This window comes from Klebsiella scottii (assembly GCF_036561945.1).
Classification (GTDB): Bacteria; Pseudomonadota; Gammaproteobacteria; order Enterobacterales; family Enterobacteriaceae; genus Klebsiella; species Klebsiella scottii.
Genome location: NZ_JARXNI010000020.1, coordinates 1,107,639 through 1,133,765, shown reverse-complemented (window position 1 = coordinate 1,133,765; position 26,127 = coordinate 1,107,639). Strand labels below are relative to the sequence as shown.

Annotated in this window: 29 protein-coding genes, 1 pseudogene and 1 other annotated feature; of the genes and pseudogenes, 8 read left to right on the top strand and 22 right to left on the bottom strand. The window is 55.3% G+C overall.

The features are described 5' to 3' along the window. Positions 1-27: 27 nt before the first annotated feature. From selO to QFI97_RS13045, 4 genes are all read right to left on the bottom strand, one after another. Positions 28-1,470: a protein adenylyltransferase SelO gene (gene selO / locus QFI97_RS13060; RefSeq protein WP_346431325.1), complete on the bottom strand. Its 1,443-nt coding sequence runs from the start codon at positions 1,468-1,470 to the stop codon at positions 28-30. A gap of 523 nt (positions 1,471-1,993) precedes the next feature. After that, positions 1,994-2,458 carry an NlpC/P60 family protein gene (locus tag QFI97_RS13055; RefSeq protein WP_095102056.1) on the bottom strand — a complete coding sequence of 155 codons (465 nt, stop codon included), beginning with the start codon at positions 2,456-2,458 and terminating at the stop codon, positions 1,994-1,996. Between the two features lie 81 nt (positions 2,459-2,539). Then, a complete protein-coding gene (btuD, locus tag QFI97_RS13050) occupies positions 2,540-3,289 on the bottom strand; it encodes a vitamin B12 ABC transporter ATP-binding protein BtuD (RefSeq protein ID WP_095102054.1) in 750 nt (249 codons plus the stop codon). Continuing rightward, entirely contained in the window at positions 3,289-3,840 is a 552-nt protein-coding gene (locus tag QFI97_RS13045) for a glutathione peroxidase (protein ID WP_095102052.1), read from the bottom strand. The genes btuD and QFI97_RS13045 overlap by 1 nt, the downstream gene beginning before the upstream one ends. Positions 3,841-4,065: 225 nt before the next feature. Between QFI97_RS13045 and QFI97_RS13040 the strand changes: the two genes are divergently transcribed. Continuing rightward, the gene (locus QFI97_RS13040) at positions 4,066-4,866 is read left to right on the top strand and encodes a MetQ/NlpA family ABC transporter substrate-binding protein (protein ID WP_095102050.1); all 801 of its coding nucleotides are present in this window, start codon (positions 4,066-4,068) and stop codon (positions 4,864-4,866) included. Positions 4,867-4,928: 62 nt separating this feature from the next. On the opposite strand, the gene btuC is transcribed toward QFI97_RS13040, so the two are convergent. Beyond that, positions 4,929-5,915, bottom strand: a complete 987-nt coding sequence (gene btuC, locus QFI97_RS13035) for a vitamin B12 ABC transporter permease BtuC (protein ID WP_095102048.1) — start codon at positions 5,913-5,915, stop codon at positions 4,929-4,931. A gap of 62 nt (positions 5,916-5,977) precedes the next feature. On the opposite strand from btuC, the pseudogene QFI97_RS13030 reads away from it, so the two are divergent. Beyond that, positions 5,978-6,208, top strand: a pseudogene (locus QFI97_RS13030) (Rid family hydrolase); the annotation flags it as partial. 55 nt (positions 6,209-6,263) lie between these two features. On the opposite strand, the gene ihfA reads toward QFI97_RS13030, so the two are convergent. The 10 genes from ihfA to QFI97_RS12980 all read right to left on the bottom strand — a co-directional run bounded on the left by ihfA (position 6,264) and on the right by QFI97_RS12980 (position 15,253). Continuing rightward, the gene (ihfA, locus tag QFI97_RS13025; protein WP_004102960.1) at positions 6,264-6,563 is read right to left on the bottom strand and encodes an integration host factor subunit alpha; all 300 of its coding nucleotides are present in this window, start codon (positions 6,561-6,563) and stop codon (positions 6,264-6,266) included. Between the two features lie 4 nt (positions 6,564-6,567). Continuing rightward, complete coding sequence (gene pheT, locus QFI97_RS13020; RefSeq protein ID WP_095102044.1) at positions 6,568-8,955, bottom strand: phenylalanine--tRNA ligase subunit beta; 2,388 nt, start codon at positions 8,953-8,955, stop codon at positions 6,568-6,570. Between the two features lie 15 nt (positions 8,956-8,970). Beyond that, on the bottom strand, positions 8,971-9,954 hold the full coding sequence (pheS, locus tag QFI97_RS13015; protein ID WP_041146054.1) for a phenylalanine--tRNA ligase subunit alpha: 984 nt from the start codon (positions 9,952-9,954) through the stop codon (positions 8,971-8,973). A 170-nt stretch (positions 9,955-10,124) separates the two neighbouring features. Then, positions 10,125-10,250, bottom strand: a sequence feature (Phe leader region). Further along, the gene (gene pheM / locus QFI97_RS13010) at positions 10,201-10,245 is read right to left on the bottom strand and encodes a pheST operon leader peptide PheM (RefSeq protein WP_001386830.1); all 45 of its coding nucleotides are present in this window, start codon (positions 10,243-10,245) and stop codon (positions 10,201-10,203) included. Its footprint overlaps the feature before it by 45 nt. A gap of 118 nt (positions 10,251-10,368) precedes the next feature. Continuing rightward, positions 10,369-10,725: a 50S ribosomal protein L20 gene (gene rplT / locus QFI97_RS13005; RefSeq protein ID WP_004102963.1), complete on the bottom strand. Its 357-nt coding sequence runs from the start codon at positions 10,723-10,725 to the stop codon at positions 10,369-10,371. A gap of 50 nt (positions 10,726-10,775) precedes the next feature. Further along, positions 10,776-10,973, bottom strand: coding sequence for a 50S ribosomal protein L35 (rpmI, locus tag QFI97_RS13000; protein WP_001124225.1), 198 nt, complete (start codon positions 10,971-10,973; stop codon positions 10,776-10,778). Between the two features lie 96 nt (positions 10,974-11,069). Continuing rightward, positions 11,070-11,612, bottom strand: a complete 543-nt coding sequence (gene infC / locus QFI97_RS12995) for a translation initiation factor IF-3 (protein ID WP_049267827.1) — start codon at positions 11,610-11,612, stop codon at positions 11,070-11,072. 3 nt (positions 11,613-11,615) lie between these two features. After that, the gene (gene thrS, locus QFI97_RS12990; RefSeq protein WP_346431324.1) at positions 11,616-13,544 is read right to left on the bottom strand and encodes a threonine--tRNA ligase; all 1,929 of its coding nucleotides are present in this window, start codon (positions 13,542-13,544) and stop codon (positions 11,616-11,618) included. A gap of 447 nt (positions 13,545-13,991) precedes the next feature. Beyond that, entirely contained in the window at positions 13,992-14,225 is a 234-nt protein-coding gene (locus tag QFI97_RS12985; protein ID WP_095102040.1) for a YdgH/BhsA/McbA family protein, read from the bottom strand. Between the two features lie 269 nt (positions 14,226-14,494). Continuing rightward, a complete protein-coding gene (locus QFI97_RS12980; protein WP_095102038.1) occupies positions 14,495-15,253 on the bottom strand; it encodes a DUF481 domain-containing protein in 759 nt (252 codons plus the stop codon). Between the two features lie 290 nt (positions 15,254-15,543). Here QFI97_RS12980 and pfkB point away from each other — a divergent pair, with 290 nt between their 5' ends. From pfkB to QFI97_RS12965, 3 genes are all read left to right on the top strand, one after another. Further along, positions 15,544-16,476, top strand: coding sequence for a 6-phosphofructokinase II (pfkB, locus tag QFI97_RS12975; RefSeq protein ID WP_331834358.1), 933 nt, complete (start codon positions 15,544-15,546; stop codon positions 16,474-16,476). Between the two features lie 87 nt (positions 16,477-16,563). After that, the gene (gene ghoS / locus QFI97_RS12970; RefSeq protein ID WP_095102034.1) at positions 16,564-16,848 is read left to right on the top strand and encodes a type V toxin-antitoxin system endoribonuclease antitoxin GhoS; all 285 of its coding nucleotides are present in this window, start codon (positions 16,564-16,566) and stop codon (positions 16,846-16,848) included. A gap of 105 nt (positions 16,849-16,953) precedes the next feature. Beyond that, the gene (locus QFI97_RS12965) at positions 16,954-17,826 is read left to right on the top strand and encodes a fructosamine kinase family protein (RefSeq protein WP_331834359.1); all 873 of its coding nucleotides are present in this window, start codon (positions 16,954-16,956) and stop codon (positions 17,824-17,826) included. Positions 17,827-17,845: 19 nt separating this feature from the next. On the opposite strand, the gene tonB is transcribed toward QFI97_RS12965, so the two are convergent. Next, the gene (gene tonB / locus QFI97_RS12960; RefSeq protein WP_346431322.1) at positions 17,846-18,583 is read right to left on the bottom strand and encodes a TonB system transport protein TonB; all 738 of its coding nucleotides are present in this window, start codon (positions 18,581-18,583) and stop codon (positions 17,846-17,848) included. A 210-nt stretch (positions 18,584-18,793) separates the two neighbouring features. Here tonB and QFI97_RS12955 point away from each other — a divergent pair, with 210 nt between their 5' ends. Then, the gene (locus tag QFI97_RS12955) at positions 18,794-19,090 is read left to right on the top strand and encodes a YciI family protein (RefSeq protein ID WP_041146062.1); all 297 of its coding nucleotides are present in this window, start codon (positions 18,794-18,796) and stop codon (positions 19,088-19,090) included. Positions 19,091-19,140: 50 nt separating this feature from the next. On the opposite strand, the gene QFI97_RS12950 is transcribed toward QFI97_RS12955, so the two are convergent. After that, positions 19,141-19,314 carry a YciY family protein gene (locus QFI97_RS12950; RefSeq protein WP_095102028.1) on the bottom strand — a complete coding sequence of 58 codons (174 nt, stop codon included), beginning with the start codon at positions 19,312-19,314 and terminating at the stop codon, positions 19,141-19,143. Between the two features lie 144 nt (positions 19,315-19,458). On the opposite strand from QFI97_RS12950, the gene cls reads away from it, so the two are divergent. Both cls and QFI97_RS12940 read left to right on the top strand, forming a co-directional pair. Continuing rightward, positions 19,459-20,919: a cardiolipin synthase gene (gene cls / locus QFI97_RS12945; protein WP_095102025.1), complete on the top strand. Its 1,461-nt coding sequence runs from the start codon at positions 19,459-19,461 to the stop codon at positions 20,917-20,919. A 34-nt stretch (positions 20,920-20,953) separates the two neighbouring features. Then, the gene (locus QFI97_RS12940) at positions 20,954-21,283 is read left to right on the top strand and encodes an HI1450 family dsDNA-mimic protein (protein WP_095102024.1); all 330 of its coding nucleotides are present in this window, start codon (positions 20,954-20,956) and stop codon (positions 21,281-21,283) included. A 67-nt stretch (positions 21,284-21,350) separates the two neighbouring features. On the opposite strand, the gene QFI97_RS12935 is transcribed toward QFI97_RS12940, so the two are convergent. Genes QFI97_RS12935 through oppB form a run of 5 tightly spaced genes read right to left on the bottom strand, consistent with a single transcriptional unit; the run spans position 21,351 to position 26,114 of the window. Continuing rightward, positions 21,351-22,199, bottom strand: a complete 849-nt coding sequence (locus tag QFI97_RS12935) for an ion transporter (protein ID WP_346431321.1) — start codon at positions 22,197-22,199, stop codon at positions 21,351-21,353. 45 nt (positions 22,200-22,244) lie between these two features. Then, entirely contained in the window at positions 22,245-23,249 is a 1,005-nt protein-coding gene (oppF, locus tag QFI97_RS12930; RefSeq protein WP_095102022.1) for a murein tripeptide/oligopeptide ABC transporter ATP-binding protein OppF, read from the bottom strand. Next, on the bottom strand, positions 23,246-24,259 hold the full coding sequence (locus tag QFI97_RS12925; protein ID WP_095102020.1) for an ABC transporter ATP-binding protein: 1,014 nt from the start codon (positions 24,257-24,259) through the stop codon (positions 23,246-23,248). The genes oppF and QFI97_RS12925 overlap by 4 nt, the downstream gene beginning before the upstream one ends. Positions 24,260-24,270: 11 nt before the next feature. Further along, positions 24,271-25,179: an oligopeptide ABC transporter permease OppC gene (gene oppC / locus QFI97_RS12920; RefSeq protein ID WP_095102017.1), complete on the bottom strand. Its 909-nt coding sequence runs from the start codon at positions 25,177-25,179 to the stop codon at positions 24,271-24,273. Between the two features lie 14 nt (positions 25,180-25,193). After that, positions 25,194-26,114 (bottom strand): oligopeptide ABC transporter permease OppB, encoded by a 921-nt coding sequence (gene oppB, locus QFI97_RS12915; protein ID WP_095102015.1) that lies wholly within the window; start codon positions 26,112-26,114, stop codon positions 25,194-25,196. Between the last annotated feature and the right edge of the window lie 13 nt (positions 26,115-26,127).

Sequence of the window (26,127 nt, the reverse complement as noted above, 5' to 3'; positions counted from 1 at the left end):
AGTACGGTGCCCGGGCGCACCGGCGTATCAGCTGGAGCAGCTGACTTCCAGCCCTTTTCCCCAGTCCGGCGGACGGCTGATGTAATCATCTTCCCGGTCGATAAACGGCTGGGCCAACGCCTCGTGCAGACGCTCCAGCTCGCCGGTGTTACCCTGCTCTGCCTGCTCAATTGCCCGCTGTGCCAGCCAGTTACGCAGCACCATCGCCGGGTTGACGGCACGCATATGCTGCTGGCGCCGCGCATCATCAATCTGCTCATCGCGCAAGCGCGCGCGATAGCCGTCAAACCAGCTATCAAAGGCGGCGCGATCGATAAACTCATCGCGCAGCGGCGACGCGGCGCTTAGCTGCTCGCTGGCGCTCAGCATCCTGAAGGTGCGGGTGTAATCGCTGCCTTCCCGTATCATCAGCGCAAACAGACCGTCCAGCAGATCGTTATCGCCCTGCTGCTGGGTGAACAGGCCAAGCTTGTCGCGCATGCGGCGGCCGTAGGCGCTCAGCAGGGCGTGCTGATAGCCATCCAGCGCCGCGTTTAGCGCATCGGCGCTGATGAACGGCGACAGCGACTGCGCCAGGCGCTGCAGATTCCACAGGCCTACCGCCGGCTGATTCTCAAAGCTGTAACGCCCCTGGTAATCCGAATGATTGCAGATGAAGTCGGGCTTGAAGTCATCGAGGAATCCGTACGGGCCGTAGTCCATCGTCAGGCCGAGAATGGACATGTTATCGGTATTCATTACCCCATGCGCAAAGCCGACCGTTTGCCAGCTGGCGATAAGCGTCGCGGTTCTGGTGACAACGTCACGGAACCAGAGGATGTACTTATCCGCCTGCCCGTCGAGCTCAGGCCAGTGATGACGAATCACGTAGTCGGCCAGCTGCTGTACCTTTTCCGCTTCCCGACGATAGTAGAAGTGCTCGAAGTGGCCAAAGCGCACGTGGCTTTCGGCGATACGCATCAGCATCGCTCCGTGCTCGGCGGTTTCACGATATACCGGCGTGTCGCTGGTCACTATCGCCAGCGCGCGGGTGGTTGGTATGCCCAGAGCGTGCATCGCTTCCGATGCAAGGCCTTCACGGATCGTCGAGCGCAGCACGGCGCGCCCGTCGCCCATTCGCGAATAAGGCGTGAGTCCGGCGCCCTTCAGATGCCAGTCCATTCGTCGGCCATCGGGCAGCTGCTGCTCGCCCAGCAGGATCCCCCGGCCATCGCCCAACTGCCCGGCCCAGGAGCCAAACTGATGGCCGCTATAGACCTGCGCCAGCGGCGACATACCGGGCAGCAGCGCTTCGCCGCCCCATACGCCGGCGCCCGTTGACGGCTGAAACAGCGCCTCAGGCACGCCCAACGTCTGCGCCAGCGGCGCGTTATGCCAGATCGGCCGCGCGTTGCTCAGCGGTGTCGGCATTAAGGCCGTATAGAAATCTGGCAGTTCATCACGCCAGTGGGTGGTAAAAGACAGGGTCATGAGTTCCTCCGACCTTCAGTGTAGTGCCTTCAACAAGGTATTAACACGGGCGAATGGCAGGGTTATCAACATAAAAGTGGGGAAGCCGAAGGTCCTGCGCTTGCCAGCCAGGCGATTTTTGTCTCATCCATCGCTACGCTCCCGCCGAACACGACCGCAATGATGGGCTCCAGTGACGGAAAGGCGTGCAGCGGGGCCCTGGCTCCCCGCTGAAATCGGCGAACAGAAGGCCGGAAGACAAGGGCTGGCCGCCAGGGATGGCGTCAAGAGGCGAATCGAGACAGGAGCGAGCCCCGGAACGGGCGAGCAGGTCGAGTTGAGCCGACCGCAGGCTGCAGGCCGGGAGGTGAGCGTAGTGCGCAGCAGCGATTTCCGTGCGGGACCGCGGGGATTGTTAAGGGGAAGACGGTTATCTTCCCCTTAACCCGGTCACCTGGCATCAAGGCCGCATGTTCTGCAAAGCGTCCGGTGAACGGAACACCTCACAGCCGACCGACGTGAACCCGGCAAGTCGCGCAGAGCGCTATATTCTTCGTGCCTGCCAGAATTTTTTATTCCAGTACACGTTATTCAGCGATGAGCGCGTAACGCCATTGCTGGTCGAAGCATGGATAAACTGGTTATCGGTATCGTAGATCCCTACGTGCAGACCGCTCTCGCCGGAGCCCGTCTTGAAGAACACCAGATCCCCAGGCAGCAGCTCGCTTTTATCGATGCGGGTGCCGATCTCTGCCTGCTCGCGGGTTTCACGCGGTAGCTGCATGGAAAACTTATCGCGGAAGGTCCTCACCACAAAGCCGGAGCAGTCCACCCCGCGCGGCGTCATCCCACCGTAGCGATACGGCGCGCCCCGCCAGTTCCGCAGCTGATCGTTAAGATTAGCGATGACGGTAATAGAATCCGCAAGCCGAGGATTAGGCGGCGGCGCCCGATGGCTGCTGCAGCCTGCCAGAAATAGTGCCGTCAAAAGAACGAACCACAAACGCATCTCAGACGATTCCTCTGTTCCTTATCTTATTGTCAGAATAATTTAGCTGGTTTATCAATGAACTGGCAAGCGTGCTTCGCGCTACTGTGACGCGATGAGCATAAAATGACCGCCAAACGCCACCCGCTGGAAAGAAATCGCATAGGCCGCGGTTAAATTCTCTTCGGTCAATACCTCCGAGGTATAGCCGCAGGCTATAGTTTTTCCCCGGCAGATGAGCCACGCCCGCTGCGCATGCCGTAGCGTGTGATTGAGATCGTGGCTGCTCATGACCACCGAGATCCCCGCCGCGCACAGTTCGCTCAGAACGCCGTCGAGCGCCGCCTGCTGCGCCACGTCGAGGCTGTTCATCGGCTCATCGAGCAGCAGCAGCTGTCCCGCAGGGTTGGCCAGCGGGTCGATTTGCAGAATGACCGCCGCCAGCCGCACGCGCTGCCACTCGCCGCCAGAAATCTGATTGACCTGGCGGCCAAGCTTATCGCTCAGCCCTAGCCTCTCGGCCACCGCGCCGAGCAGATCGCTCCGCGCGTTATTTTGTAGATGCAGCGACAGATAGTGCCAGACCGGCATCGCGAAGGGCGGCATCTGGTGCTGGTTCAGGTAAGCACGATGCCGCGCCAGCTCGGAAGCCGGCCACATTTTTAGCGGCCGTTCGTTGAGACTGATGCGCCCGGGCCCCGTCGTCAGGCCGGCCATGCGCATGAGCAGCGTGCTCTTCCCGGCACCGTTTGGCCCGACGATATGGATCATTTCTCCCGGTCGAACCTCGGCGCTAAACGGTGCCAGCCGCCCCGGCTCCTCTACATCCTGTAGCTGCATCAAAAACGGCATTATTTCGCTAAAGCTCCTTTAATCGCCGCCACCAGCAGCGGATCGTTCGGCGCCATATCTGGCGAGAAGCGTTGGATAGTCTGGCCGTCGGCGCTCAGCAGGAACTTTTCGAAATTCCATAAAATATCGCTGTCGTTCAGCGGCGCGCGGCCTTTGCTTGCCATCCGCTCGTAAAAACCGCTGCCTTCCGGCGCTACGGCCTGCGGTGCGGCATCCACCAGCTTCTGATATAGCGGATGACGATCTTCGCCGTTGACGTCAATTTTACTGAACAGCGGGAAGGTCACGCCATAGGTGGTGCTGCAGAAGGTTTTGATCTCCTCCTCGCTGCCCGGCTCCTGTCCAAGAAACTGGTTACATGGGAACCCAAGCACCGTGAAGCCGTCATTCTCAAACTCTTGCTGCAGCGCTTCCAGCTGTTCATATTGCGGCGTCAGGCCGCATTTTGACGCCACGTTTACGATTAACAACGCTTTGCCCGCATAGGCGTTGAGCGTGGTTTTCTCGCCATCGATAGTGGTAACTTCGGTATCAAGAATAGTGTGTTGCATAGCCTTCCCTCTGTGAATAAAAGCGATTTCTGGTTCAGGTGATCCCTATCTACTGTAGCGGATTGAGGCGCGGTCATTGTACTTTGAATCCTCTGACGGGCATACCGTACCGTGCCTCTGCAGCGACATGAATTCCTCTCAATAGGGGCATCGTGCAATTCAGTGTACAGTGTTAAACGGATGTAATAGCATTTCGTTACTGATTAATTTAAGAGAGTTTTATAGATGAAGAAGCTGTTGAGTTCGGTGTTAATTGCCTCATCGGTTGTGTTGTTATCGGCCTGCTCCCCTGACGATAGTAATAAGGTCAAAGTCGCAATCAATACGGGTCCGGATGAAGCTATCTGGAAAGTGGTTGAGCAGGTTGCGAAGGACAAATATAACCTCGACGTTGAGGTGATCTCCTTTAATGATTACGTCCTGCCGAATGAAGCGTTAAATAATAAAGACGTTGATGCTAACGCTTTCCAGACGCTGCCCTACCTCGAAGCGCAGTCGAAAGAGCGAGGCTACAAATTTGCCATCGTCGGCAAAACGTTCGTTTTCCCTATCGCCGCCTACTCTCGCAAAATAAAAAATATCAGCGAGTTACCTGATGGAGCAACGGTATCTATTTCCAACGAGACCACGACGCTGGGACGCAGCCTGCTGCTGATGCAGGCGCAGGGCCTCATCAAGCTGAAAGATGGCGTCGGCTACCTGCCAACGGCGCTGGATATTATCGACAATCCTAAGCATTTGAAAATTGTCGAAGTGGACAGCCCGCAGCTGCCTCGTACCCTGGACGATCCTGACGTTAGCCTGTCGATTATTAACACCAACTTCTCGGCGCAGGTTGGCCTGTCCGCCGCGCGGGATGGCCTGTTTATGGAAGGCCAGGACTCGCCGTACGTGAACGCCATTGTTTCTCGCGAAGATAATAAAGACAGCAAAAAGATTCAGGAGCTGAAAGAGGCGTTCCAGACCAAAGAGGTCGCCGATAAAGCGCTGGAAGTTTATAAAGGTGATGCCATCAAAGGGTGGTAATACCGGTTAATCTCCGCATCGGCAGGCGATACACGTCCTGCCGATGCGGTTAAGTTCGGCGCTTACTGCGCGTGCACGGATTTCAGCAGCAGCCAGATAAACACCGGCGCCCCCAGCGTCGCGGTGACCACGCCGATCGGCAGTTCCGCTGCCGACAGCGCCAGACGGGCGATAATATCGGCGCCTAACAGCGCGCTGGCGCCGGCAAGCATACAGGCCGGCAGCAGAACGCGATGATCGCTTAATCCGCATAGCCGCAGGATATGCGGGATCACCAGGCCAATAAAGCCGATAGCCCCGGCCAGCGCCACGCTCACCCCAACCAGCCAACCGGTCGCGACCACCAGCAGCTTACGCCACAGCCAGAGCGGTAAACCCAGCTGGCGAGCCGATACCTCTCCCAGAGCCAGTATATTCAGCGGCTGGGACTGTAGTCCCACCCAGGCCAGCACCGGCAGAAGCGCCAGCATCAGCCACAGCTGCTGCCAGTCTACGCCGCCAAAGCCGCCCATCATCCAGTACATCAGCTGACGTAAATCAAATGAGGTGGAGAAATAGACGGCCCAGGTCATCAGCGCGCTGCAGATAATCCCTAGCGCAACACCCGCCAGCAGCAGACGGCTGGTTGACAGATGCCGGCGGGCAAAACGCAGCAAAATAAAGGTGATGAGCAGCGCTCCGGCAATGGCGCACAGCCCCAGCGCCCAGCCCGGCAGGAATCCTTTACCCAGCAGGACGGCGGCGATGAGCCCAACCCCCGCGCCGTTGGAGACGCCAAGCAGCCCCGGCTCCGCCAGCGGGTTTTCGAACAACGCCTGCATTATCGCCCCGGAGAGCGCTAAAGCGGCGCCCACCAGCAGCACCGCCAGGGTGCGCGGCAGGCGAATTTGCCAGATGAACAGCTGCCCTTTGGCGCTAAGCCACTCCTGCGGCGGGATCCAGAGATCTCCCGCGCAGAGGCTGGCGGCGATCATCGCCAGCAGCAGCAGCAGGAGAGCAACGAGCCAACGCCGGCTGCGGCGCTGTTGAATTTGAGCAAAAGTCTGCATAGATACCGGGATGCAAGAAAGAGATGTATTTGATTTTACGGTGGGTATTGCGGGGAGAAAAGCAAAACATCGGCGCACGGCGCATATCGGCAGGCTATCCAACGGGCGATAGCGGGCTCATTCTTTCTGCGCAGGTATGGCTTAAAAATATGCCCCGGTATTTTGCCGGTTTTAACAAGGCCTGGATCGCCCGGCTGCCGGAAGGCCACAGCCCAGCGCGAGCAGCCGTCCAGGCAGAGATGGCGCGCCCGGATATTCTCGTCGAAGTGATGATCGCCGCCGTAACAGCCTGATCCTGAAAATGAAAAGAAAAAAGGCCGCATAAGCGGCCTTTTTAGTTAGTTCAGATTATTTGTCTCTGGGCGAAGCGTTTTCGACACGGCTTTTAAGTTTCTGGCCGGGTCTGAAGGTCACCACACGCCGGGCTGTAATCGGAATATCTTCCCCCGTTTTCGGGTTACGACCCGGGCGCTGGTTTTTATCACGCAAATCGAAGTTGCCGAACCCGGAGAGTTTTACCTGTTCTCCGTTTTCCAAAGCACGACGAACCTCTTCGAAAAACAACTCTACCAGTTCTTTGGCATCCCGCTTGCTAAGCCCAAGCTTATCAAACAGATATTCTGACATTTCAGCTTTTGTAAGCGCCATAGGTTCAATCCCTCAATGAGGCCTGGAATCGCTCTTTTAATGCCTCTACACATTTGGCGACGGTAGCGGCAATCTCCTCTTCTTCGAGTGTACGGCTGGTATCCTGAAGGATTAGGCTAATTGCAAGACTCTTGCTGCCTTCTGCAACGCCTTTACCGCGGTACACGTCAAATAAGTTTACGCCAACTACCTGATTTACGCCAACTTTCTTACACTCGGTTAAAACATCAGCTGCGGGTACGTTTTCAGCGACGACGACCGCGATGTCGCGACGGTTAGCCGGGAAACGGGAAATCTCGCGCGCCTGAGGCACCACGCGGTCTGCAAGCTTGTTCCACTCCAGCTCAAACGCCAAAGTGCGACCGTTCAGATCCAGTTTACGTTCCAGTTCAGGATGAACAACCCCAATGAAACCAATGCGTTCACCTTTCAGATAAATCGCTGCCGACTGTCCCGGATGCAGCGCGGCGTTCGCTTCTGCGCGGAATTCAATAGCGGATAATTTACCGGTCAGGTCCAGAACGGATTCCAGATCGCCTTTTAAATCATAGAAATCGACGGACTCTTTTGCCAGGTTCCAGTGCTCTTCGTAACGATTGCCGCAAATCACGCCAGCCAGCATCACGTCCTGACGAATCCCCAGCGGAGCCTGGGTATCAGGAACAAAGCGCAAACCGCTCTCGAAGATGCGCACGCGACTCTGCTGACGGTTCTGGTTGTACACCACGGTGCCCAGCAGGCCGGTCAGCAGCGACAGGCGCATCGCCGACATTTCGCTGGAGATTGGGCTTGGCAGGATCAGCGCCTCTTCACCCGGGTGAATCAGCTGCTGTACTTTCGGGTCAACGAAGCTATAGGTGATAACTTCCTGATAGCCTTTATCGATGAGCAGCGTTTTCACGCGCTTAAGCGACAGGTTCGCCTCACGATGGCTGCCCATAATCAGGCCAGCCTGGACCGGCTCGTCAGGGATGTTGTTATAGCCGTATACGCGGGCAACTTCTTCAACCAGGTCTTCTTCGATCGCAATATCAAAACGCCAGCTCGGCGCAACGGCCTGCCACTGGCCTTCGCCTGCGGTCACTTCACAACCCAGGCGGCTAAGAATATCGCTAACCTGGGCATCATCAATGTGATGCCCAATCAGGCGATCCAGCTTGCTGCGGCGCAGGGTAATGGTTGCCGCCTTCGGCAGGGTCGCTTCGTTGGTCACGTCGATCACCGGGCCGGCTTCGCCGCCGCAGATATCGATCAGCAGGCGGGTGGCACGTTCCAGAGCCTTATGCTGCAGCGCCGGATCGACCCCACGCTCGTAGCGATGGGATGCATCGGTGTGCAGGCCGTGACGGCGCGCGCGACCGGTGATAGACAGCGGGCTGAAGAATGCGCACTCCAGCAGCACGTTCTGCGTTTCATCGTTAACGCCGGAGTGCTCGCCGCCAAAGATGCCGCCCATCGCCAGGGCCTTCTGATGGTCTGCGATAACCAAAGTGTCAGCGTCGAGCCTGGCTTCAGAACCATCCAGCAGAACCAGCGTCTCGCCCTCTTTCGCCATGCGCACCACGATGCCGCCTTCGATGCGGTCGCGGTCAAAGGCGTGCATCGGCTGGCCGAGCTCGAGAAGAACGTAGTTGGTGACATCAACTACCGCGTCGATGGAGCGAATGCCGCAGCGGCGCAGCTTTTCTTTCATCCACAGCGGGGTTGGCGCTTTAACATTGATGCCTTTAACAACGCGTCCCAAATAGCGCGGGCACGCGTCCGGCGCCTCGACGGTGATTGGCAGCGTATCGGCAATCGTTGCCGCGACCGGGGTAATTTCCGGCGCGTTCAGCGGCTCTTTATTCAACACCGCTACGTCGCGGGCTACGCCGATAATGCCTAAACAGTCGGCACGGTTCGGCGTCACGCTGATTTCGATGGTGTTGTCGTCAAACTGCAGATATTCACGGATATCGGTACCAATCGGCGCATCTGCCGGCAGTTCGATAATTCCGCTATGATCGTCGGAAACGCCCAGTTCGGAAAACGAACACAGCATCCCTTCAGAAGGCTCGCCGCGCAGTTTTGCCGCTTTAATTTTGAAGTCGCCGGGCAGTACGGCGCCGATAGTGGCGACCGCGACCTTCAGACCCTGGCGGCAGTTCGGAGCGCCGCACACGATATCCAGCAGGCGCTCGCCGCCGACGTTAATTTTGGTCACCCGCAGCTTGTCGGCATTCGGGTGCTGGCCGCATTCGACGACTTCACCAACCACGACGCCGTTGAAGCTGCCGGCAACCGGCTCAACGCCGTCAACTTCGAGGCCGGCCATCGTAATCTGATTCGCCAATGCTTCGCTGTCGATCGCCGGATTAACCCATTCGCGTAACCACAGTTCACTGAATTTCATTGTTCTGTCCTGCCCTTATTTAAACTGTTTGAGGAAACGCAGATCGTTTTCGAAGAACGCGCGTAAGTCGGTAACGCCATAGCGCAGCATGGTCAGACGCTCCATTCCCATACCAAAGGCGAAGCCGGAATAGACTTCCGGGTCGATACCGACATTGCGCAGTACGTTCGGGTGCACCATGCCGCAGCCGAGCACTTCCAGCCACTTGCCGTTTTTACCCATTACGTCAACTTCAGCAGACGGTTCGGTAAACGGGAAGTAGGACGGGCGGAAACGAATTTGCAGATCTTCTTCAAAGAAGTTGCGCAGGAAGTCGTGCAGCGTCCCTTTCAGGTTGGTGAAGTTAATATTCTTATCAACAATCAGGCCTTCCATCTGATGGAACATCGGAGTATGGGTCTGATCGTAATCGTTACGATAAACGCGGCCAGGCGCGATAATACGAATCGGCGGCTGCTGGTGTTCCATAGTACGAATCTGAACGCCGGAAGTCTGGGTACGCAGCAGGCGAGTGGCGTCAAACCAGAAGGTATCGTGGTCAGCGCGTGCCGGGTGATGGCCCGGAATATTCAGCGCATCGAAGTTATGGTAGTCATCTTCAATCTCCGGACCGGTCGCTACCGTAAAGCCGAGTTCACCGAAGAAATTCTCGATGCGGTCGATAGTCCGGGTCACCGGATGCAGACCGCCGTTTTCGACCCGACGCCCCGGCAGCGAGACATCAATCGTCTCAGCGGCCAGACGCGCATTCAGCGCCGCGCCTTCCAGATCGGCTTTACGCGCGTTTAGCGCCTGCTGGACCTGCTCTTTGGCTTCGTTGATAACCGCGCCTGCAGCCGGGCGCTCTTCTGGCGGCAGCTCACGCAGGGTCGTCATCTGAAGGGTCAGATGCCCTTTTTTACCCAGGTATTCCACGCGGACGTTGTCCAGCGCGGCAACATCTGATGCCTCATTAATGGCTGCCTTCGCACTGGCAACCAGCTCTGCGAGATGTGACATGGTTTTCCTCATTATGTCGGTGCAGACACCGGTTATGGTCATTATTTTGCTCTGACTATTTCGAGTCGCAGGCAGCGGGTCAATCCGTCATCCAGCCCGGATGGCTCCGGCGGAGTGACGCGAGTTAAGCAACGCACCTGCAGCTTGAAATAGAACGAGCCAGTTCATATACGAAAAAAGCCTCCACGGTGGGAGGCTTTCTGGCGCTGTTTTTCGTTTCTTTTCTCACGCGCTAGCCTCCTGAGTTCAGGTGCTAAAGTAAAAAAAGAAGCGGAAAATAGCAGCATTCATGCTTGCATTACCTTGTCTGGCACGGAACGTAAGACCTGTATTGAAAAGCTTACGACAATAAAAGTCAATGTATTGATAGTGTTGAAACAAAAAGAGGGAGACAAGCTCCCTCTTTCAACTGGCTTATGCCAGAGCTGCTTTCGCTTTTTCGACCAGAGCGGTGAACGCTAATTTGTCGAATACTGCGATATCAGCCAGGATCTTACGGTCAATTTCAACAGAGGCTTTTTTCAGGCCGTTGATGAATTTGCTGTAAGAAATACCGTTCTGACGTGCTGCTGCGTTGATACGCGCAATCCACAGTTGACGGAACTGACGCTTTTTCTGACGACGGTCACGATAAGCGTACTGACCTGCTTTGATAACAGCCTGGAAGGCAACGCGGTATACGCGAGAACGCGCACCGTAGTAGCCTTTAGCTTGTTTCAAAATTTTCTTGTGACGTGCACGGGCAACTACACCACGTTTTACGCGAGCCATATGTGCTCTCCTGTATCTATTCTAATTAAAAAGTTAAAAGGGTTAACGACTTATGCGTACGGCAGGCACGCGATTACCAGGCCCAGATCGCCTTTGGAAACCATGGCTTTCGGACGCAGGTGACGTTTACGCTTGGTAGCTTTTTTGGTCAGAATGTGACGCAGGTTAGCGTGCTTGTGCTTAAAACCACCTTTACCGGTTTTTTTGAAGCGCTTAGCAGCACCGCGTACGGTCTTAATTTTTGGCATTTTAATAACTTCCACTTCGCATTGTTAATAAACGAAACGTAGGCGAACAGTCCCTGCGAAGCCCAAGGGCTCCACAGGAATTGTTACTTGAAGGCCTTACTGTTTCTTCTTCGGAGCGAGCACCATGATCATCTGGCGGCCTTCGATCTTCGATGGGAAGGATTCGACAACTGCCAGTTCACTCAGATCGTCACGGACGCGGTTAAGCACTTCCATACCGATCTGCTGGTGAGCCATCTCACGACCGCGGAAACGCAGCGTGATCTTAGCTTTATCACCCTCTTCCAGAAAGCGAACCAGGCTGCGGAGTTTTACCTGGTAGTCGCCATCATCGGTGCCAGGTCGGAATTTGATTTCCTTAACCTGGATAACTTTTTGTTTTTTCTTCTGTTCCTTAGAAGACTTGCTCTTTTCATAGAGGAATTTGCCGTAATCCATAATACGACAAACCGGCGGCTCGGCGTTAGGGCTGATTTCGACTAAGTCTACTCCGGCTTCTTCAGCTTTTTCCAGAGCTTCTCTCAGACTCACAATACCAAGCTGCTCGCCTTCCAGACCTGTTAAGCGAACTTCTTGCGCGCGAATTTCGCCATTAATACGATTCGGACGCGCCGTTTGAACTCGTTTTCCGCCTTTAATACCTTATTCCTCCAGTTGTTGAAGACTGCGGCTGCGAATCTCTTGTTGCAGCTTTTCGATCACTTCATTTACGTCCATGCTGCCGAGGTCTTTCCCGCGACGGGTACGCACGGCTACTTTACCGGCTTCGACTTCTTTGTCGCCACAGACCAACATGTACGGGACACGACGTAAAGTGTGCTCGCGGATTTTAAAGCCAATCTTCTCATTTCTCAAGTCCGCTTTTACACGAATTCCCGCATTTTGTAGTTTACGCGTCAATTCGTTAACGTAATCGGCCTGAGAATCAGTAATATTCATGACGACTACCTGCACTGGCGCAAGCCAGGTTGGGAAGAAGCCGGCGAACTCTTCGGTCAGGATGCCGATAAAGCGCTCCAGAGAACCAAGAATAGCGCGGTGAATCATTACCGGTACCTGTCGCTCGTTGCTTTCGCCTACATAAGAGGCGCTTAAACGCTGCGGCAGAGAGAAGTCAAGCTGTACTGTTCCGCACTGCCATGCACGATCGAGGCAGTCATACAAAGTAAATTCAATTTTTGGACCGTAGAACGCGCCTTCACCCAGCTGATATTCAAATGGGATATTGTTTTCTTCCAGCGCGACTGCCAGATCCGCCTCAGCACGATCCCACGCCTCGTCGCTTCCGATACGTTTTTCCGGACGAGTAGAGAGCTTGACGACGATTTTTTCGAAGCCAAAGGTGCTGTACATATCGTAGACCATACGAATACAGGCGTTAACTTCATCACGCACCTGCTCTTCAGTACAGAAAATATGCGCGTCATCCTGGGTAAAGCCACGAACGCGCATCAGACCATGCAGCGCGCCCGACGGCTCGTTACGATGGCAGCTACCGAACTCCGCCATACGCAGCGGCAGATCGCGGTAGGATTTCAGGCCTTGATTAAAGATTTGCACGTGACCTGGGCAGTTCATCGGCTTGATGCAGTATTCACGGTTCTCAGAAGAGGTGGTGAACATCGCATCTTTGTAGTTGTCCCAGTGGCCGGTTTTTTCCCACAGCACGCGGTCCATCATAAACGGACCTTTAACTTCCTGATACTGGTACTCTTTCAGCTTAGAGCGGACGAACGTTTCCAGTTCACGGAAGATAGTCCAACCGTCGTTGTGCCAGAATACCATACCCGGCGCTTCTTCCTGCATGTGATACAGGTCAAGCTGCTTGCCGATCTTACGGTGGTCACGCTTAGACGCTTCTTCCAGACGCAGCAGATGGGCATTGAGCGCCTTTTTATCCGCCCACGCGGTGCCATAAATACGCTGCAGCATCTTATTGTTGCTATCGCCACGCCAGTAGGCGCCAGCGGTTTTCATCAGTTTGAAATGATGACAGAAACGCATGTTCGGCACGTGCGGCCCGCGGCACATGTCGACGTACTCTTCATGATGATACAAGCCAGGCTTGTCATCATGAGCAATATTCTCATCAAGGATCGACACTTTATAGGTCTCACCACGCTGCACGAAGGTTTCACGCGCTTCATGCCAGCTGACTTTTTTCTTGATGACGTCGTAGTTTTTCTCGGCAAGCTCGTGCATACGTTTTTCGAGCGCGTCGATGTCTTCCTGGGTCAGCGTACGATCGATATCAACATCATAATAGAAGCCGTTATCGATAACCGGGCCGATAGCCATTTTGGTGTTCGGCCACAGCTGCTTAATCGCATGACCTAACAGATGCGCGCAGGAGTGACGAATAATCTCCAGGCCGTCTTCATCTTTAGCGGTGATGATAGAGAGCGTTGCATCGTTTTCGATGGGATCGCAGGCATCAACCAGCTCGCCGTTCACACGGCCAGCGATGGTGGCTTTCGCCAGGCCAGGGCCGATGTCGAGAGCAACGTCCAGCGGGCTAACCGCGTGGTCAAAATGGCGTTGGCTGCCATCAGGAAGCGTAATTACAGGCATTTCATGTCCTTATTTGCAGTGGTGCCCCGCACGAAAGAGCACATACAAAACAATATAATCATAATTATCAACAAGTTCAGACCGAGCTCCCGCTTCACTCTGCGAAAATATGAGCACGAGGTTAACCACTCCGTTCCCACCTGCGGCCGCCTGCTGATAACACCGGGCTTTAGTTTACACATCATTAGTGCGTGATAAAAGTCACAACCCACTAAATGGCTGCTATTAATGATAAAACAAGGAGGAAGAGGCCAAAAATCGCGAGGCAAGACTTTTTTAGATAACAAAGGACAAAAATAAACCCCGCGACGTATTGCTTACGTGCGGTAGCCATCAGGGGACAAAATCAAAACGCGGAGCCAAACATATGTCTGTCAAACCGGTACATCGTTACCCGGCTTTATATTTCTCAAAATATAAGAGACAGCCCGACGGACGAATGAAATATCAGGACCATTCACCGGCGACAAGTTTATGAACATTAAAAGCATCGCCCATAGTCTGACCCGTTGACTGCGATCCCGGGGCAATATTAGATCCCGCTTCAACGTCGGTTGCTTTCGCGATGCCTACCTGAGTATGGTCCTTGCTGCCTGACTGCGGGACGGGGCTAGCGGCTAAGGCGCCGAACGAGAGCGCGCACAGCATCACGGCCGCAGTTGCGATTTTGCTATTTTTCATAGTGATGATTCTCTTATTTACTTAAGGATTTCGAGCAAAGACATCATCTCTGCCCGTGACAGACAGTATAGATCCAGATCACATTTATGTCCGACTGAATATTTAGCTTTTCGTGTCAAAAAAGTTAAATATTTATCAAGATAATCAATTGTGAGGAAATTATGGAGGTTATTTTCTTTTTATAAAAAACAAAACAAAAGACCAAAAATAATAATGTCACTTATTGCTAAATTTAAAACAATCAGGCCGGAATATCCGGCCTGAAAATATTACATCTTATAGCCAAGCGACAGCGTGGTACGACGATCGGTATGCTCCGGCGCCGATGACGGCGGCTGGGAGTTCCAGGTCACGTTATAGGCAACACGCAGCGCAAAGTGGGCGTTGATAGCGACGTTGAGCGCGCTTTCTGAGTTCAGCGTGGTATCTTCGGAACCAAACACGGAAACACCTTGCGTGAATTTGGTGTTATCAGTCATCTGCCATGCCCAGGTACCTGAAGCGTAACCCAGCGGCTGGGTCTCATTATCGCCATCGGTATATTCGTCATAGCGCACGCCAGGACCAAATTCAAAACGCAGGCTGTGCACCGGCCCGTTGAGAATCTGACGACCGTAACCGGCGGTCAGCACATCGCGCTGCTGGTAGCCGTTATAGCGGTCAGTAAGCCAGCTGGCCTGGCCGAACAGGTAGTTGCTGTCGGTCATGTTATAACGGCTACGGCCGCCGACCGCGTATTTCTCCGAAGAGCGCTGATCGTTGGACGAGGTGTTGCTGGCATTACCCCACAGCGACCATGCGGTCGTATCGCCATACCAGGTCAGCGTAGAATCCGCGGTCATTGAGGAACTTTTCGTATTTCCGGACTGCGCCAGATAGCCGGCGTTAACAGTACCTTCGAAAGGTTTTTTGGCAGTGGAAGGGTCATCCATAACAGTAAAAACGGAATCGTCGGCCATTGCGCACGCAGACGCAAATAGCCCCCCCGCCAGCATAGCCGCTGCGGGTACTGTCTTCAAAAGCTTCATTTAATTTAGAGTCCGTACAACAAAAAGAGAGACCCAGATGGTCCCGGAAACTTTCGCGAGGATCGCTGCTGCTGGTCCAATGAAAGGCGATAAATTATAAAAAAGCACGATTAACATAGCAATCAATTACTCTTTCATTTTTTGAATAAGACCGCCCTCAGAACTATCTTTATTTTATAATGAACATGTCTTCTTCCCGACAAATCCCCGCCTCGTATGCTTTCCCTTCGCAATAAGAAGTGCCATGCTTAAAAAAAGAACAGCCTGACTCGTATCATGGAGGAAATTTGATGACCAAAATTTATACGCTTACGCTGGCTCCTTCGCTCGACAGCGCCACCCAGACCCCGCAAATCTATCCGGAAGGTAAACTACGCTGCAGCGCGCCGGTTTTCGAGCCCGGGGGCGGCGGCATTAACGTCGCCCGCGCGATCACCTTTCTCGGCGGCGAGGCGACGGCGATTTACCCCGCCGGCGGCGCAACCGGCGAACATCTCACCGCCCTGCTTGCCGATGAACAGGTCCCCGTAGAAACCGTCGAGACCGGCGACTGGACGCGGCAAAATTTGCACGTGCACGTTGATTCCAGCGGCGAACAATACCGCTTCGTGATGCCCGGCGCGGCGTTAACCCAGCAGGAGTTCCGCCGTCTCGAAGAAAAGGTGCTGGCCATTGAGCCCGGCTCTCTGCTGGTGATCAGCGGCAGCCTGCCGCCGGGGATCGACATTGAAAACCTGACCCAGCTGGTAAAAAGCGCGCAGCAGCACCAGCTTCGCTGCATTATCGACAGCTCAGGAGAGGCGCTCGCGGCCGCGCTTGAGGTGGGCAACATTGAGCTTGTTAAACCTAACCAGAAAGAGCTGAGCGCGCTCGTCCAGCGCGACCTGAGCCAGCCGAACGATGTTCGACAAGCGGCGCAGGAGCTGATTCGCTCGGGCAAGGCCCGAAGGGTTGTCGTCTCCCTTGGCCCGCAGGGCGCGCTTGGCGTCGATAGCAGCGGCAGCGTGCAGGTTGTCCCCCCGCCGATGAAGAGCCAAAGCACCGTCGGCGCAGGCGACAGCATGGTAGGCGCGATGACCCTGCGCCTTGCCGAAAATGCCGGTCTTGAAGATATGGTGCGCTTTGGCGTCGCCGCAGGCAGCGCCGCTACCGTCAATCAGGGCACCCGGCTCTGCTCGCAGGAGAACACGCATAAAATCTACTCCTACTTATGCGATCGTTAATCCTTTCCCTCTGCCCAGGCAGAGGGAGTCGCCAAATGTCCAGCATGGTCTATGCTGAAAATTCCATGGATAACAACGGGGTGAAAAATGAGCGCCGAAATTCAAACCTTTGTCGTGACGATCCGTTTTCACGAAGAGACGCTTACCGAGATAAACGAGCTAAGCAATCACCTTACCCGCGCGGGTTTCACCCTGGTACTCAATGACGACGAGGGAAAACCTCACGAGCTGGGAACCAACACCTTTGGTCTGATTTCCCCGCAAAGTGCGCAGGAGGTGCAGGCCCTGAGCGCAGGATTAGCGGAAACGGCGCTGGGGCGGCCTGCCGAAGTCACGATAACCACATTTTCTCAGTGGCTGGAAGCTCAATAAGTGCGATTGGCGCTGCGGAAAGCGTCAGTTGTGCGTCAGTTCGAATTTTACGCCGAGGTTATGCGCTAACCTTATGAAATGGTGGAAAACATGGGGAGAGACGGCATGTGGCAGGCTATCAGCAATTTGTTAAGCGAGTGGCATACTGAAGCAGCTGAAATCGAACTGCGAAACGAACTGCCCGGCGGAGAAATCCACGCGGCATGGCACCTGCGCTTCGGTGGAAAGGATTACTTCGTAAAATGTGACGAACGTGAGCTATTGCCTATCTTTACCGCCGAGGCGGATCAGCTCGAGCTTCTGTCGCGGAGTAAAACCGTTCAGGTACCGCAGGTGTTTGCCGTCGGCAGCGATCGCGATTACAGCTTCATGGTGATGGAGTATTTGCCCCCTCGCCCGCTCGACGCGCACAACGCTTTTCTGCTCGGTCAGCAAATCGCGCATCTGCATCAGTGGAGCGATCAGCCGCAGTTTGGGCTCGATTTTGATAATGACCTTTCCACGACTCCCCAGCCTAATGCCTGGCAACGCCGCTGGTCGACATTCTTTGCCGAACAGCGCATCGGCTGGCAGCTTGAGCTGGCGGCAGAAAAAGGGCTACACTTCGGCGATATCGATACCATTGTTGACTACGTGCAGCAGCGCCTCAGCAACCATCAGCCTCAGGCCTCCTTACTGCACGGCGACCTCTGGTCCGGCAACTGCGCGCTGGGGCCGAACGGACCCTATATTTTCGACCCGGCCTGCTACTGGGGAGACAGGGAATGCGACCTCGCCATGCTGCCGCTGCATCCTGAGCAGCCGCCGCAAATATACGACGGCTATCAGTCGGTCTCGCCTTTGCCGTCCGGGTTCCTCGATCGTCAGCCCATTTATCAACTCTATACGCTATTCAACCGGGCGATCTTGTTCGGTGGCCAGCACCTTGTGACGGCGCAAAAAGCGCTCGACGATGTCTTCGCAGAGCAGGCCCCGTAAGGGGCCTTATTGACGGCGGTTAGTTGATCTCAACGCCTTTAAAACGGAACTTAATGGTCATCGTCACGCCGGTACCCGGTTTGCCGGGCTCGTAGCGCCACTTACGCATGGCGTTTTTCACTTCACGCTCAAACATATTGGCCGGCTGCGCGGAAAGGATCACGACGTTGTCCAGACGGCCGTCCGGGGTGACGTCAAACTTCACGCGCACCACGCCTTCAATACGCAGCGCCTGGGCGCGAGTCGGGTAGACCGGCTGGTTGCGGCTGAGCGCCCGCGGGCCGCTTGACTCGGTAACCGTTGGCTTCGCGGCGGCCGTGGAAGTGGATGGCGGCGTACGCGCTGGCGCAGTGTTGGTATTTTCAAACGGCGATGCCGGACGCGTTTCCGCAGGCTTAACCTCACGCTTCGGCTGCTCGACCTTTTTCTCCGGCTTGGGTTTTGGCTTCGGCTTTGGCTTGGGTTTCGGCTCAGGCTTGTGAATAACAACCGGCGCTTCTTTCGGCGGCTCAGGCACGATTTCTGGTTCTGGCTCCGGTTCAACAACCGGTTCAACCACCGGCTGTGCCGCCTGAGGAGGCTCGAGATCCGCAGGAGCCACCATGGTTATCTCAATCGGTTGAGAAGGAGATGGCCGTTCAATAACCTGATGTACCGAGGTATAAAGCAACCCCGCCACAACGGCACCGTGGATAGTCACGGACAGCAGCGTCGGCCACGGAAAGCGGCGAGGTAAATCAATGGTCATTGCGCTCATAGTCGTTTCAGTTGAAAAATGATGCCCCGATTTTAAATGCAAATAGCAATCATATTCAATAAGCCTTGTTACCTTGTATCAAAATTTGCCTCCTTTCCGTTAAAAAAAAGCCCGGCATCGGGCATTTTAACCCGTTGAGCATCTTTGCATTGCAGTCAACGCCGGATTCACTTAACGTGATTCGCCTATTTATTGATAAGGAGCCTTGCCGTGCTTTACGTAATTTACGCTGAAGACATCGCCGATTCTCTGGAAAAGCGGTCGTCGGTCCGTCCCGCCCACCTGGCGCGTTTACAACTGTTGCATGATGAAGGTCGCCTGCTGACCGCCGGGCCAATGCCTGCCGTCGACAGCAACGAACCTGGCGCTGCGGGCTTCACCGGTTCAACGGTTATCGCCGAGTTTGAATCACTGGAAGCGGCGCAGTCATGGGCGAACGACGACCCTTATATTGCCGCCGGGGTTTACCAGAACGTCGCGGTGAAGCCCTACAAAAAGGTATTTTAGGGCCAGCCGCCGACAAAAACACAGAGGCACCGCATGCGGTGCCTTTTATTTCAGTACTCAGTGAAGACGAACAACAGGGAATGACGCTGTCGTTTCACCAGCTCCTTGCGGATGGCAAGGATGCGCATATTGCGACGCGATTGGGCTTCCAGCCAGCGCGATTTACGGCGACTCACCTGTCTTAGCATGCGCCAGCGCCCTACTTCCGTTCTACTACGCTTCATTGCTACTACTCTACAAGTGAAAAACAGCCTGCATTATAGGCCTATGAATCCGGCTGACCAACGCTTTCGCTGCGTTTTTATTTGCCAGATGGATGTTGATGCGTAAACTCATAAAATAGAGTTATTCAAAAGGATTTTTCATCTATGACAACCTTTTACACGGTGGTGAACTGGCTAGTCATCCTCGGTTACTGGTTACTGATCGCCGGTGTAACATTACGCATATTGATGAAACGGCGCGCCGTCCCTTCAGCAATGGCGTGGTTGCTGGTTATTTATATTCTTCCTCTGGTCGGAATTATCGCCTACCTCTCGTTTGGTGAACTCCATCTCGGCAAGCGCCGGGCCGAACGGGCGCGGGCAATGTGGCCCTCAACCGCGAAGTGGCTCAACGATCTCAAGGCCTGCAAGCATATTTTTGCCAACGAGAATAGTCCGGTCGCCGAATCGCTGTTTCAGCTCTGCGAACGTCGCCAGGGGATCGCCGGCGTCAAGGGCAATCAGCTGCAGCTGCTGACCGAGTCAGACGACGTGATGCAGGCGCTGATTCGCGATATTCAGCTGGCTCGCCACAATATCGAGATGGTGTTTTATATCTGGCAGCCCGGAGGGATGGCCGATAAGGTCGCAGAATCGCTAATGGCCGCCGCCCGGCGCGGCGTGCACTGCCGCTTAATGCTGGACTCCGCCGGCAGCGTCGCCTTCTTCCGCAGCCCGTGGGCAGCGATGATGCGCAACGCCGGCATCGAGGTGGTCGAAGCGCTGAAGGTTAATTTGATGCGCGTGTTTTTACGCCGGATGGATCTGCGCCAGCACCGTAAAATGGTGATGATTGATAACTATATTGCCTACACCGGCAGTATGAATATGGTCGACCCGCGCTTCTTTAAGCAGGATTCCGGCGTCGGCCAGTGGATCGATCTGATGGCGCGTATGGAAGGCCCGGTCGCTACGGCGATGGGCATCGTTTACTCCTGTGACTGGGAAATCGAAACCGGTAAACGGATCCTGCCGCCGCCGCCGGATCTCAATATTATGCCGTTTGAGGAGGCCAGCGGACACACCATCCATACCATCGCCTCTGGCCCAGGCTTCCCGGAAGACTTGATTCACCAGGCGCTGCTGACCGCCGCCTATTCCGCCAAAGAACATCTGATCATGACCACTCCCTACTTCGTGCCAAGCGACGATTTGCTGCACGCAATCTGCACCGCCGCCCAGCGCGGTGTTGACGTCAGCATCATTTTGCCGCGCAAGAATGACTCGCTGCTCGTCGGCTGGGCCAGCCGGGCCTTCTTCACCGAGCTGCTGGCAGCCGGGGTGAAAATTTATCAGTTTGAAGGCGGGCTGCTGCACACCAAAAGCGTGCTGGTCGACGGCGAGCTGAGCCTGGTGGGTACCGTCAATCTCGATATGCGCAGCCTGTGGCTCAATTTCGAAATTACGCTGGTTATTGATGACGCCGGTTTTGGCGGCGATCTGGCGGCGGTACAGGATGATTATATTTCCCGCTCGCGCCTGCTCGACGCCCGCTTATGGTTAAAACGTCCGCTCTGGCAGCGGATAGCGGAGCGACTGTTTTACTTCTTCAGTCCGTTGCTGTAAAACGTGCCAATCAGATGTTAAACGGGTAGCAATCATGGATATGGATTTAAACAATCGCCTGACCGAAGATGAAACGCTTGAGCAGGCTTACGATATCTTTCTCGAGCTGGCGGTCGACAACCTCGACCCGGCGGATGTCATTCTGTTTAACCTGCAGTTTGAAGAGCGCGGCGGTGCCGAACTCTTTGATCCGGCAGAAGACTGGCAAGAGCACGTCGATTACGATCTCAACCCGGACTTCTTCGCCGAGGTGGTGATTGGCCTGGCTGACACCGACGGCGGCGAAATCAACGATATCTTCGCCCGCGTCCTGCTGTGCCGCGAGAAAGATCACAAGCTGTGCCATATTTTGTGGCGTGAATAAGATTTCATTCCGGCGTCTGCCGGAATGAAAAATGCCTGCCCGTTCAACGACCGGCAGGCATTTTTATTTATTCAGCCGCCGGTTCCGCCAGCTCGCTCCCGCAGGAGTGGCAATAACGCGCGTTTTTATCATGAGCTCCCTGCTGGCAATTCGGGCAGATCCGCTGAGTGCGGCGATTCTGAAAGGCCGTGGTCATATGGGTGGTAATCAGGCCGGTTGGGATCGCAATAATTGAATACCCAATTAATATCAGCACCGATGCCAGAATTCTTCCCAGCGGCGTATGCGGCGTAATATCGCCATAGCCAACCGTTGTTATCGTCACGATAGCCCAGTACACCGAAGCATTGAGCGTGGTGAAACCATACTGCGGCCCCTCAATCAGATACATCAGCGAACCAAAGATAACCATCACAATGGCAATAAATGAATAAAACAGTATCAGCTGATGGCGGGCGCTGACGATAGCAGCCCAGAAAATATTCAGCGACGGCATAAACCGCAGCAGCTTGAGAATACGCAAGGCGCGAATTGCGCGCATCGCGCGCCAGGCAAAGACGTAGTTAAGGCTTATTTCCGGCCACAGCCACATCACGTACAGCGGTAAAATCGTCGCTAAATCAATCAGCCCCCAGAAGCTGAAAATATACCTTAGCGGATTGGGCCAGCTGACAATGCGCAGGATATATTCGAGGGTAAAAACGGCGGTAACAAAAAGCTCCAGCCAGACGAAAATATGCCATTCGTCAACGGACAGGTGGTACTGGGTTCCCACGCCCGACTCGATAAAAATAACCACCACGCTGAGGAGCGCAAAAACCCCGCACAGCCCCTCAAAGCGCCGCCCGGATCGCCGATGCTGATCGAAGAGCAAATGAAATAGCCGCTGACGGGCGGCGTGAATATTGACAGCCACGTTAACCTCGCAAAAAAAAGGGCTGACCAACGTCAGCCCCGGAGATTATAACGGGTCTACCTTCAGGCAGGAAACCGCATGTCGGAAACTCCCCTCCAGCACCGGCCGCGTTTTAGCGCATTCCGGCCCGGCAATGGGACAGCGCGTACGGAAAACGCATCCCGACGGCGGGTTTATCGGCGAGGGTAGCTCCCCCTCCAGCAGCTGGATGGTTTTATTCTTTTCCAGATCCGGATCGGGAACCGGCACCGCAGACATCAGCGCTTTGGTATAAGGGTGCAGCGGGTTGTGGTACACCTCATCGTAGGTGCCCAGCTCCACCGCGTGGCCCAGGTACATGACCAGCACACGATCGGATATATGCTTAACCACCGCCAGGTCGTGAGCGATGAAGATCAGCGACAGCCCCATTTCGCGCTGCAGCTGCTGCAGCAGGTTTACCACCTGGGCCTGAATCGACACATCCAGCGCCGACACCGGCTCATCGCAGATAATCAGCTTAGGCTCAAGGATCAGCGCACGGGCAATACCGATACGCTGGCACTGGCCGCCGGAAAACTCGTGCGGATAACGGTTGATCAGATTCGGCAGCAGGCCGACTTTCATCATCATCGCTTTCACCCGATCGCGAGCTTCCTGGCGCGACATTTTCGGATGATAGGTGCGCAGCGGCTCGGCAATAATCTCCCCGATGGTCATACGCGGGTTCAGCGACGCCAGCGGGTCCTGGAAAATCATCTGAATATCGCTGCGCACGTCGCGCCACTCGTCCGGCTTCATGCCCAGCAAATCTTTGCCAAGCCACGCAACCCGACCCTCGGTCGCTTTCACCAGACCAATAATCGCGCGGGCAAAGGTGGATTTACCGCAGCCGGATTCGCCCACCACGCCCAGCGTTTCGCCTTCATACAGACGCAGGGTTACGCCATCAACCGCTTTCAGCGTTTTAGCCGGCTGCCAAAACCACTGCTTACCATCTTTAATATCAAAGTGGACTTTGAGATCGGCGATTTCGAGCAGGACTTTTCTTTGTTCAGTCACGGCGTTCATAGCAGATCTCCCACCGGTTGAAAGCAGGCACGCAGGCGGCCAGGGGCAAACTCCTCCAGAGGCGGAGCGCTAGTACAAATCTCCATCGAATGCGGACAGCGCGGCTGGAACGGACAACCCTTAGGCAGGCGCAGCAGGTTCGGCGGATTGCCAGGGATGGTTAACAGCGCATCGCCTTCAGCATCCAGGCGCGGAACCGCATTCAGCAGACCGATAGAGTACGGATGCGACGGATGATAAAAGACATCCCGCGCGTGGCCGTACTCCATGGTGCGACCGGCATACATCACCAGAACTTTGTCACAGATCCCGGCGACCACGCCCAGATCGTGAGTAATCATAATGATCGCCGTATTGAATTCGCGTTTAAGTTCATTCAGCAGGGTCATAATCTGCGCCTGAACCGTCACGTCCAGCGCCGTCGTCGGTTCATCGGCGATCAGCAGCTTTGGCCGGCACAGCAGCGCCATGGCGATCATCACGCGCTGGCGCATACCGCCAGAAAACTCATGCGGATACATTTTCATCCGCTTGCGCGCTTCGGGCATCTTAACCGCATCCAGCATCTTCACCGATTCTTCAAAGGCTTCGGCTTTCCCCAGCCCTTTGTGCAGCATCAGAACCTCCATCAGCTGCTCGCCGACCCGCATATACGGGTTCAGGGAGGTCATCGGGTCCTGAAAAATCATCGAAATCTGCTCGGCGCGCAGCTTATTCAGCTCGCGCTCCGGCAGGTTAAGGATCTGCCGGCCGTTAAACGTCGCCGAGCCGCCGATATAGCCGTTGGCCGCCAGCAGTCCCATCAGCGCAAAGGCGGTCTGCGACTTGCCGGACCCCGACTCTCCTACGATTCCTAACGTCTCCCCGGCCCGCAGGTTAAAGTTAAGGTCGTTAACCGCGGTGACATCGCCATCCGGCGTCTTAAAGGTCACGCGGAGATCTTTAACATCCAGTAGCAGCCCGGATTGCTGCTGCGCCTGCGGCGCTTTTGCCGTTTCAATTATGCTCATGACGGCGCTCCTTAGCGGTCTTTCGGGTCGAGGGCATCACGCAGGCCATCGCCGATAAAGTTAAAACAGAACAGCGTTACCACCAGGAACCCCGCAGGAAACAGCAGCAGCCACGGCGACACTTCCATTGAGTTCGCGCCATCGCTCAGCAGCGCTCCCCAGCTGCTGAGCGGCTCCTGAGTGCCCAGTCCCAGGAAGCTGAGGAAGGATTCGAACAGGATCATGCTCGGTACCAGCAGCGAGGCATACACCACCACCACGCCCAGTACGTTAGGCACAATGTGACGAACCACGATACTGAACGTCGAGACGCCCCCGACCTGGGCTGCTTCGATAAACTCTTTGCGCTTCAGGCTCAGCGTCTGGCCGCGCACAATACGCGCCATATCCAGCCAGGAAACCATCCCGATGGCGACGAATATCAGCAGTATGTTCTGGCCAAAGAAGGTCACCAGCAGGATAACGAAGAACATGAACGGGAAGGAGTTGAGGATCTCCAGCAGACGCATCATGACCGAGTCGATCTTGCCGCCGAGATAGCCGGAAAGCGAGCCGTAGAGCGTACCGAGGATCACCGCCACCAGCGCGGCGGCGACGCCAACCATCAGCGAGATACGCCCGCCGATAGCGACGCGAACCAGCAGGTCACGACCGGATGAGTCGGTACCAAAGTAGTGGCCGGACGCCGCATCAGGCGCGCTGGACATCATGCCCCAGTCGGTGTCGAAATAGGAAAACTGCGACACCACCGGCGCAATGGTCACGAACAGCGCGATGACGATCAGCACCGCCAGGCTGGCCACGGCCGCGCGGTTATGCATAAAGCGGCGGCGGGCGTCCTGCCATAGGCTACGCCCTTCGACTTCCAGCTTTTCACTGAAGTTCTCCAGCGCCTCGTTGTTTTTCTTACTTAACATCATGGCGAACCCCAGCCTCAATAGCGAATCTTCGGATCGATAACGGCATACAGCACATCAACAATCGCGTTAAACAGAATAGTCAGCGCACCGACCAGAATCGTCAGGCTGAGTACCAGGGAATAGTCGCGGTTAAGCGCGCCGTTGACGAACAGCTGGCCGATCCCCGGGAGACCGTAGATAGTCTCGATAACCATTGAACCGGTGATAATCCCAACGAACGCCGGCCCCATATAGGAGAGGACGGGCAGCAGCGCAGGCTTCAGCGCATGACGCAGGATGATACGATGCATCGGCAGCCCCTTCGCCCGCGCGGTGCGGATAAAGTTAGAGTGCAGAACTTCAATCATCGAACCGCGGGTGATACGCGCGATGCTGGCGATATAGGCGAGTGACAAAGCCACCATCGGCAGGATCATAAACTTCAGCGCCCCACCGTTCCAGCCGCCGCCGGGTAGCCAGTGCAGGGTGATGGCAAAAATCATCACCAGCAGCGGCGCGACCACGAAGCTGGGTATGACGACGCCGGTCATTGCCACCCCCATGACCGCATAATCCCACCTGGTATTTTGCTTGAGGGCCGCAACTACGCCGGCGCTCACGCCGAGAACCACCGCCAGCAGGAAGGCGGCAAAGCCTAATTTGGCGGAAACCGGGAAGCTTGAGGCCACCAGGTCGTTCACCGAATAGTCTTTATATTTAAAAGAAGGACCGAAATCACCGTGCGCCAGCTGCTTCAGATAATTGAAGTACTGGGTCATGATGGGGTCATTTAAATGGTATTTTGCTTCAATATTCGCCAGCACTTCTGGCGGCAGCGTACGTTCGCCGGTAAATGGACTTCCCGGCGCAAGGCGCATCATGAAGAAAGAGATAGTTATAAGAATAAACAGCGTCGGAATCGCTTCCAGACAGCGACGAAAAATAAATTTTAACATTGCCCGTACCTTC